The sequence below is a fragment of the Bradyrhizobium altum genome (assembly GCF_020889705.1).
In the GTDB taxonomy this organism is placed as follows: Bacteria; Pseudomonadota; Alphaproteobacteria; order Rhizobiales; family Xanthobacteraceae; genus Bradyrhizobium; species Bradyrhizobium altum.
Map to the genome: position 1 here is coordinate 20478 of NZ_JACMYP010000103.1, position 8093 is coordinate 28570.

9 protein-coding genes and 1 pseudogene are annotated in these 8093 nt (G+C 64.9%); 6 read left to right on the forward strand and 4 right to left on the reverse strand.

The genetic code is table 11. The annotated features are described in order from the left end of the window. Positions 1 to 141: 141 nt before the first annotated feature. Positions 142 to 665 (reverse strand): annotated as a pseudogene (locus H8B02_RS23785) (DUF992 domain-containing protein). Between the two features lie 252 nt (positions 666 to 917). Then, complete coding sequence (locus H8B02_RS23790) at positions 918 to 2120, reverse strand: pyridoxal phosphate-dependent aminotransferase (RefSeq protein WP_229168522.1); 1203 nt, start codon at positions 2118 to 2120, stop codon at positions 918 to 920. 644 nt (positions 2121 to 2764) lie between these two features. On the opposite strand from H8B02_RS23790, the gene H8B02_RS23795 reads away from it, so the two are divergent. From H8B02_RS23795 to H8B02_RS23805, 3 genes are all read left to right on the forward strand, one after another. Then, complete coding sequence (locus H8B02_RS23795) at positions 2765 to 3418, forward strand: glutathione S-transferase family protein (protein WP_229168528.1); 654 nt, start codon at positions 2765 to 2767, stop codon at positions 3416 to 3418. 179 nt (positions 3419 to 3597) lie between these two features. Then, the gene (locus H8B02_RS23800) at positions 3598 to 3774 is read left to right on the forward strand and encodes a hypothetical protein (RefSeq protein ID WP_173640895.1); all 177 of its coding nucleotides are present in this window, start codon (positions 3598 to 3600) and stop codon (positions 3772 to 3774) included. A gap of 76 nt (positions 3775 to 3850) precedes the next feature. Continuing rightward, a complete protein-coding gene (locus H8B02_RS23805) occupies positions 3851 to 3991 on the forward strand; it encodes a hypothetical protein (RefSeq protein WP_229168523.1) in 141 nt (46 codons plus the stop codon). 10 nt (positions 3992 to 4001) lie between these two features. Here H8B02_RS23805 and H8B02_RS23810 read toward each other — a convergent pair whose 3' ends face one another. Further along, complete coding sequence (locus H8B02_RS23810) at positions 4002 to 4355, reverse strand: DMT family protein (RefSeq protein WP_229168524.1); 354 nt, start codon at positions 4353 to 4355, stop codon at positions 4002 to 4004. A gap of 211 nt (positions 4356 to 4566) precedes the next feature. On the opposite strand from H8B02_RS23810, the gene H8B02_RS23815 reads away from it, so the two are divergent. From H8B02_RS23815 to H8B02_RS23825, 3 genes are all read left to right on the forward strand, one after another. After that, complete coding sequence (locus tag H8B02_RS23815) at positions 4567 to 5382, forward strand: PAS-domain containing protein (protein ID WP_229168525.1); 816 nt, start codon at positions 4567 to 4569, stop codon at positions 5380 to 5382. 102 nt (positions 5383 to 5484) lie between these two features. Beyond that, a complete protein-coding gene (locus H8B02_RS23820) occupies positions 5485 to 5946 on the forward strand; it encodes a GNAT family N-acetyltransferase (RefSeq protein WP_176533488.1) in 462 nt (153 codons plus the stop codon). Positions 5947 to 6237: 291 nt separating this feature from the next. Continuing rightward, the gene (locus tag H8B02_RS23825; protein WP_229168526.1) at positions 6238 to 7179 is read left to right on the forward strand and encodes an aldo/keto reductase; all 942 of its coding nucleotides are present in this window, start codon (positions 6238 to 6240) and stop codon (positions 7177 to 7179) included. 176 nt (positions 7180 to 7355) lie between these two features. Here H8B02_RS23825 and H8B02_RS23830 read toward each other — a convergent pair. Continuing rightward, on the reverse strand, positions 7356 to 8093 hold a 738-nt coding region (locus tag H8B02_RS23830), incomplete at its 5' end, for a DUF1501 domain-containing protein (RefSeq protein WP_229168527.1).

Below are 8093 nucleotides of genomic sequence, written 5' to 3' on the forward strand. Positions count from 1 at the left end.
GGCCACCGATTGTTAGGAGATGTTGCGGCGCTGCTATCTTCCTCCGAGCCTGCCGATTTGGTCGAGCAACGGACAGCAAACAGCAGACAACAAAAAAAGAGGCCCGCTTTCGCGGGCCTCTCTGACCGAACACCGACCGACTTAGTGGTGGTGATGATGACGGTGGTGACGATGATGCCGGCGCGGACCAGCGGTGCGGACCGGCTCGAGATCGATCCCGGCGATGCCGGCCGCAACGTTGAGGCCGGTCTGGCCCTGCACGCTGATCGGCTGCAGCGCATAGGCGTTGTTCGGGCCGCCGAACAGGAAGTTACCGCCCGCACCAAGGCCGACCGACGCGTTGACGCCGACGCCGCCGTAGCTACCGGCAAGCGCACCGCGCGGAAGCTGCGTGGTCGGCGCGCTGACGGCCCAGGCGAGCTGGGTCGTCGCGGTGACGCCGAGGTCGACGCCGATCCGCTTCACGGTCGCAACATAAGGCTCGGGACGCGGCCGCCGCTCTGGAATACGCACTCGAGGCGGGCAACAGAGCCGACGACGAAGCCGACGTTCTCGCCGCCCTGGCATTGCAGAACCCCGGCCTGAACCTGCTGGGGTGCCGCGTTGGCGGTGGCGAACGGCGCCAGCAACGCAAGCGCTGCAAGGGTGAGAGTCGAAAGTCGCATTGGTCTGTCTCCGCAAGGTGAACTGAATTTGTGCGGCGGACAGAATGCAAGGGTCGTGTCCAAAACAAGGCAGTTCGCAAAGACGCCGTAAAAACTTCCCGCGTGTGGCATCGAAGTTCGCGCACACACGCGTGAGATGAGCAGGTTGTGATTTGACTCCGCGATTTTACCGCCGCGCGATCTCAGCACACAAACAGAAACGCTCCCGCACCAGGTGCGGGAGCGTTTCTTGGTTTCTTAGTTCAGAACCGACTATCGCAAATTACCGCAGAAGCGCTGGATGCGCTTGCAGGCATCCTCGAGATCCGAGGTCTTGGTGGCGTAGGAGATGCGGAACGCGGGTCCGAGGCCGAACGCCGACCCCTGCACGACCGCGACGCCTTCGCTCTCGAGCAACTCGGTGACGAACGCCTCGTCGTTGTCGATCACCTTGCCCGAGGGCGCCTTCTTGCCGATCGTGCCGGCGCAGGACGGATAGACGTAGAACGCGCCTTCCGGCCGCGGGCACTCGATGCCGTTCGCCTGGTTGAGCATCGACACCACGAGGTCGCGGCGCTCCTTGAACACCTTGTTGTTCGCGGCGATGAAGTCCTGCGGACCGTTGAGCGCCTCGACCGACGCCCACTGCGCGATCGACGACGGGTTCGAGGTCGACTGCGACTGGATCGTCGCCATCGCCTTGATCAGTTGCGCCGGGCCGCCGGCATAGCCGATGCGCCAGCCGGTCATGCAGTAGGCCTTCGACACGCCGTTCACGGTCAGGGTGCGATCGTAGAGGCTCGGTTCGACCTGCGCCGCCGTGGTGAAGACGAAGTCGTCATAGACTAGGTGCTCGTACATGTCGTCGGTCATCACCCAGACATGCGGATGCTTGACCAGCACGTCGGTGATCGCCTTGAGCTCGCTCCGAGTATAGGCCGAGCCGGTCGGGTTCGACGGAGAGCACAGGATCACCCACTTGGTCTTCGGCGTGATCGCCTTCTCGAGATCTTCCGGGCGCAGCTTGAAGCCGGTCGAGGCCGGGCAAACCACCGGCACCGATTCGCCGCCGGCGAGCGCGACCATCTCGGGATAGCTGACCCAATACGGCGCCGGGATGATCACCTCGTCGCCCGGATTGATGGTCGCCATCAGCGCATTGTAGAGCACCTGCTTGCCGCCGGTGCCGACGATGATCTGGTTCGCCTTGTAGCTCAGGCCGTTCTCGCGCGAGAACTTGTTGATGATGGCTTCCTTGAGCTCCGGAATGCCGCCGACATCGGTGTACTTGGTCTTGCCGGCCTCGATCGCATGGATCGCAGCCAGCTTGATGTTGGCGGGCGTGTCGAAGTCAGGCTCGCCGGCGCCGAGGCCGATGACGTTGCGGCCCGCGGCTTTCAGCGCGCGTGCTTTGTCCGTGACCGCGATCGTCGCGGACGGCTTCACACGGTCGAGCGCAGCGGACAGGAAGGCCATTATCATCTCCTGGCAAACGTCGTGAGCCGTTGGGCCACGACTTGATTTGAATGGGATCGCGGCACCCTAGGCCTGTCGCCGCTGCATCGCAAGAAGCTTGGCGGTCAAGCACGAAAACTTTCCCGCATGGCTCGCAACATGCGCAATTTTCCGCAAGTTCCGGCCCCAAATGACTCATATCCGGCAAGCGCAGCTGTGGGCGCTCCAGCCTTGCCGGCAAGGCCTGCGGCCGCGTGCGCCGGCGCAGATTGCTCCGAGGACAATTGCCGTGCCGCGCTTGCCAGATGGTGCCGACGGCGGGCGGTCCGTTGCAGCCGCCGGCGGGCACGCGCGATCGGGATGGCGCGTTAACGTTTGTAAATTGCCGCGCGCCGGCCAAGGTATCGACCACGGCATCGATGCCATCGACCGGCACCGGGCACGGCGTCGCGCAGCCGTGATCCGAGTTGCTCTGCCGTGTTGATGGAATCGTTCTGCACGCGTGCAGTGCGGTAGACGTTTCGACTTTTTCCACGTTCCAGGGCTTGCGACGCACCTCTGTCGGCATCATTGTTTAGCGGCATTGCGGTGTGACAGGCCGCGCAATTTCCAAGCGTACCGTCTCAGACCAAGTGAACCTGACGCATCGAGTGAACCCCGACGCAATGTACAAGCTCTATTCGATGCAGCGCTCCGGCAACAGCTACAAGGTCCGGCTGGCGCTTGCGGTGCTGAACACGCCGTACCAGGCGATCGAGATCGACATCCTGCGCGGTGAGAGCCGCACCCCGGACTTCCTGGCCAAGAATCCGAGCGGCCAGGTGCCGTTGCTCGAGGTTGCCGAAGGCCGCCATCTCGCCGAGTCCAACGCCATCCTCTGGTACGTCGCGATCGGCACGCCGCTGGCGCCGGAGTCGCGGATCGAGCGCGCCGAGGCGCTGCAATGGATGTTCTTCGAGCAGCACGCGCTGGAGCCGAATATCGGCGCTGCCTATTTCTGGCTGTCGCTGGTCAAGGGCGGGCGCGACCTGCAGACGCACGCGCTGGAGGACTGGATGGAGCGCGGCTATGCGGCGCTGCAGGTGATGGAAAATCACCTCAAGGGGCACGCCTTTTTCGCGGCCGAACAGTTCACCGTCGCCGACATCGCGCTCTACGGCTACACCCACGTCGCCGACCGCTGCGACTTCGACCTGGCCACTTTCCCGTCGATCCGCGCCTGGCTGAAACGGGTCGAGCAGATCCCCGGATTTGTCTCGATGGATTGGCAGCCTGGTGCCGGGGCCGAGCCCCAGGCGCGCCTTGTGGCAGGCGTTTGAACAACCGGTCTGAATTCCGGGAATAGCGGGGAACCTGCCCAAATGACGGGCAAAACCTTCGTCTGGGCCGCATTTTCGCCGTTTTCGAGGGACCTCGCCGCCGCAATGTTGCCGGTGACGCTGGGCAGATTCGTTCGGATGTCGCGAGTGATTCGCTCGCGGCCTGAGGGATTTGCACCATGAAACGGTGGTCCGGCACGGCAGGCTTCCATGGCCGCCCTGCCCCAGTGGCATCATCCCGCCTGACCAACGCGATCGCCGCGTCGCTCGCGCTTGGCGCGCTGACGCTGTGCCTGGTCGTCGCCGTGACGCTGCTGGCGAGCAACATCAGCATGGCGACATCGATCCCGGCGTAATCCACCAGTTTCCATTTGGCACCTGATCCGCGGCAAGGCGCGGGAGAGACAGCGGCGCGACATGATGAAGACCCCCGTGGGACTTGTGACTGTGACGCTGTCGGCGGCGATCCTGCTTGCGGCATCGCTCCTGATCGTGACCGGCACGCAGGGCGAAGACCGTGCGCACCCCGCGCATGTGACGACGCCTGCCGCCAAGCCGGCTCCGCACCGCTAGCGCGAACGCGCTAGCTCCATTTGTGGAAGATGAAGAACGCACCGGCGGCGATGAAGGCAAAACCGAGCGCGTGATTCCAGCCCAGCGGCTCCTTCAGATACAGCACCGAGAAGCCGGCGAACACGACCAGCGTGATCACCTCCTGCATGGTCTTGAGCTGCGCGGCGCTATAGACCTCGCTGCCCCAGCGATTGGCCGGCACCGCCAGCCAGTATTCGAAGAAGGCGATGCCCCAGCTCACCATGATGACAAGGGGGAGCGAATGATCCTTGAACTTGAGATGGCCGTACCAGGCGAAGGTCATGAAGACGTTCGAGGCAAACAGCATCAGGACCGGCAGCAGCGAAGGCGAAATGACGGGCATCGATGTCCTCTTTCAAGCAAAGCACGCGGTAACCCGCAGGCCCGGAACCGGGTTCCGCGCCGATCTGCATATCATTTGATTTGAAAGAAGCGAAAGCTGGTTCGGCCCGCGCAAGGCCAGCTTAACGGTCGGGGCGGAAATCCCGGCGCCGTTGCGGAGCTGTCGTCAAACTACCGCTTTATCGTTTGTTTGACAGATAGCGAGAACGCGCATGCGGTTTGATTGGCGTGCCATTTCAGGTCCGGCCCTGACGGCGATCACGGCGCTTGCCGCGTTCCTGATCGACCGCCTCCTTGTCCCCGTCCCCAATCCCGCGCCGCTGTTCGTCTGCATCGTGGCGCTCGCCAGCTCGATCAGCGGCATCAGCTCCGGGCTGATCTCCGCGGCGATCGCGGTGGCCGGCTCGGCGCTGTTCTTCCTCGATCATCGCGCGCTGCCCGGCTACGACGCCGCCGACGTCGCGCGAATGCTGATGCTGGCCGCGACCGCGGCCGGCACCGCCCTGATCACCGGAATGCTGCGGCAGAAATGGATCGACGCCTTTGCCGCGGACCAGCAGCATCACGCCACCTCGGCGCGGCTCGCTGCCGCGCTCGACCAGGTCGACATCGGCATCGTGCTGCTCGACGCCGACACCCGCGCCGAATTCATCAATCGCGCCTTCCGCGAATATTTCGCGCTCTCCGATGCACAGGCCGACAGCAAGCCGCCCTTCGTCGCGCTGATGTATCATGGCCGCGACACCGGCGCCTACGAATTGCCGGAAGACGAGCTGAGCGCGTTCATCGCCGAGCGCATCGCCATGATGCGATCGGGCGATTCCACACCGATCAACCTCAATCTCGCCGACGGCCAGGTGCTGCGCTTCAGCTGCACGGCGCTCCCCGACGGCGGCCGCATGCTGAGCTATACGCCGGTGACCGACCTCGTGCGGCACACCGACGATCCGGCCAGGGCCGACGAATATCGCGCACAGCGCGCCGGGCGCGAACGCCATCTGGCGCGGCTGCTGCGCGCCGCCGAATGAGGCGCGACCACGTCGGCAATTGATCCCGCGAGATAGCGACGGTAGAACCTTCGCGAGCGATGCGCAGACATCGTGCAACGCGGGATCATCCAGGGTTCGTTCATGTCCGACGACGTCACCATCCGCTTCGTCACGCGCGACGACTACGCCCAGTGGCTTCCTCTGTGGGACGGCTACAACGCCTTCTATGAACGGTCCGGACCGACCGCGCTCGCGCCCGAGATCACCGCGATGACGTGGCAGCGCTTCTTCGATGCCTACGAGCCGGTGCATGCGCTGGTCGCCGACGCCGGCGGCACGCTGCTCGGGCTGACGCATTATCTGTTTCACCGCTCGACCACGGCGATCGCGCCCACCTGCTATCTGCAGGATCTCTTCACCAGTGAGGCCGCGCGCGGCAAGGGCGTCGGCCGCGCCTTGATCAACGGCGTCTACGCGCAGGCGAAACTCGTCGGATCGCCGCGGGTCTACTGGCAGACGCATGAGACCAATCACACCGCGATGCAGCTATATGACAAGGTCGCGGACAAGCCCGGCTTCGTCATCTATCGCAAGATCATCTGAGCGCGCCTGCGCGGCCTGTGGATGCAATGGAGATGTCACCGGCGCGTTACAAAGCCCGGCTAGGCTTCCGCGTGCGTAAGATCAGGCCCCCCGTCTCAGATCTTCGCCCCGAGCGGTCCCCGTCAGTCGCCGCGTCTGACCGGGACCGCTTTTTTTGTGACACTGCCATCCGCGACACTGCCATTTTTGCGACATTGCCATGCGTGATCGGCGGTAGGGCGGCACCTTGCCGCCCCTCGGCGTGCTTGTCACAATGCACGGCATCCCTCGCCTATCCCACAGGATTGTCTCATGGAAATTCGTAATCTCGGCGGCTCCGGCCTGCGCGTGTCCGCGGTCGGCATCGGCTGCAACAATTTCGGCCAGCGCACCGATCTGGAAACCTCGCGCAAGGTGATCCACAAGGCGATCGATCTCGGCATCACCTTGTTCGACACTGCCGACATCTATGCGGGCATGGGTGGCTCGGAGACCGTGCTCGGCACCGTGCTGGGCGATCGCCGCAAGGACATCGTGCTCGCCACCAAATTCTCCAAGCCAATGGCGACCGACGGCACCAAGCAGGGCGCCTCGCGGCGCTACATCATGTCCGCGGTCGAAGCGAGCCTTACCCGCCTGAAGACCGACTACATCGATCTCTACCAGCAGCACGATTATGATCCGCTGACCCCGATCGACGAGACGCTGCGCGCGCTCGACGATCTCGTGCGCCAGGGTAAGGTGCGCTACATCGGCAACTCCAACTTCCCGGTATGGCGGATCGCGGAGGCCGAATACGTCGCGCGCGAGCTGAACGTGAACCGCTTCGTGTCCTGTCAGGACGAATACAGCCTCGTGGTGCGCGGCATCGAGAAGGACCTCTTGCCCGCCGCGCAGCAATACAATCTCGGCCTGCTGCCGTTCTTCCCGCTCGCCAGCGGGCTGTTGACCGGCAAGTACCAGCGCGGCACTGCTGCGCCCGCCGACACCCGCTTCGCCAAGGCGCCGGCCTTGAAGGACCGCTACGTCACACCGCGCAACGAGGACATCGTCGAGCAGCTGCAGGCCTTTGCACAGGAGCGCGGCCACACCATGCTCGAGCTCGCCTTCTCCTGGCTCGCCGCCCGCCCGCAAGTCGCAAGCGTCATCGCCGGCGCGACACGTCCCGAGCAGATCGAGCAGAACGTCAAGGCGATCAGCTGGAAGCTGAGTGCGGAGGAGATGGCGGAGATCGATCGGATTACGAAGGGGTAGGCCCGCTCGAGCTGCAGTCGCAATTGTCGTCCCTGCGAAAGCAGGGACCCATAACCACAAATGCCTGTGGTGATGCCGCACTGGGGCCGCAGCGTGCTCCAACAGCACCAACGGTGGTTATGGGTCCCGGCTCGCGCTTCGCTTGGCCGGGACGACACTGAATATGCGGCTAACGGTTACAACACCAACCCCTTCATCGGCTTCACCGGGGCGCTGTCCGGGAACACCGCATCGGCCAGCACGCGCTCGCCGAGGCCGAACTGGTCGTGCAGCACGCCCTTGATCACGGCGCGCAGGTCGGTGGTCGGGGCGAGGTCGCGGGCCTGGTAGAGATTGGCCGGCTTCAGCCCCGGCCAGTCGGTGATCATCCGGCCGCCGTTCACCGCGCCGCCGGCGAGCAGCGCGATCGTGCCGGTGCCGTGGTCGGTGCCCTCGGTGCCGTTGATGCGCGCGGTGCGCCCGAACTCGGTGGCGACCACGATCACGGTGTCGCGCCAGCGCGCGCCGAGGCCGCTCTGGAATTCCGCCAGTGCGCCGTCGAGACCGCCGAGCAGTTGCGCAAGCCGGCCGACCGGTCCGCCTTCATTGGCGTGGGTATCCCAGCCGTCAAAGGCCAGCGCGCCGATCCGCGGACCATCATCCGCCGCCATCAATTTGGCGGCGCCGCGCGCCACCAGCCGCATCGCCGCGACGCCGCCTGCGCCGGGCTGCGGTTTCATCTCGTTGCCTTGCGCCTGCTTCTCGAGCTGCAAGCCTTGCGTCAGCGCGCTCGCCAGCGTCGGATCGCGGTGCTGGTAGAGATCGAGCAGCCGCATGGCGGTGTCGTCGGCGGCCTGCGGCAGCGCGGTCGGCGCCCAGCCGACGGTCGGCGCTGCGCCGCGCAACACCAGCGGCGTGGTCGGGCCGACCGCGAG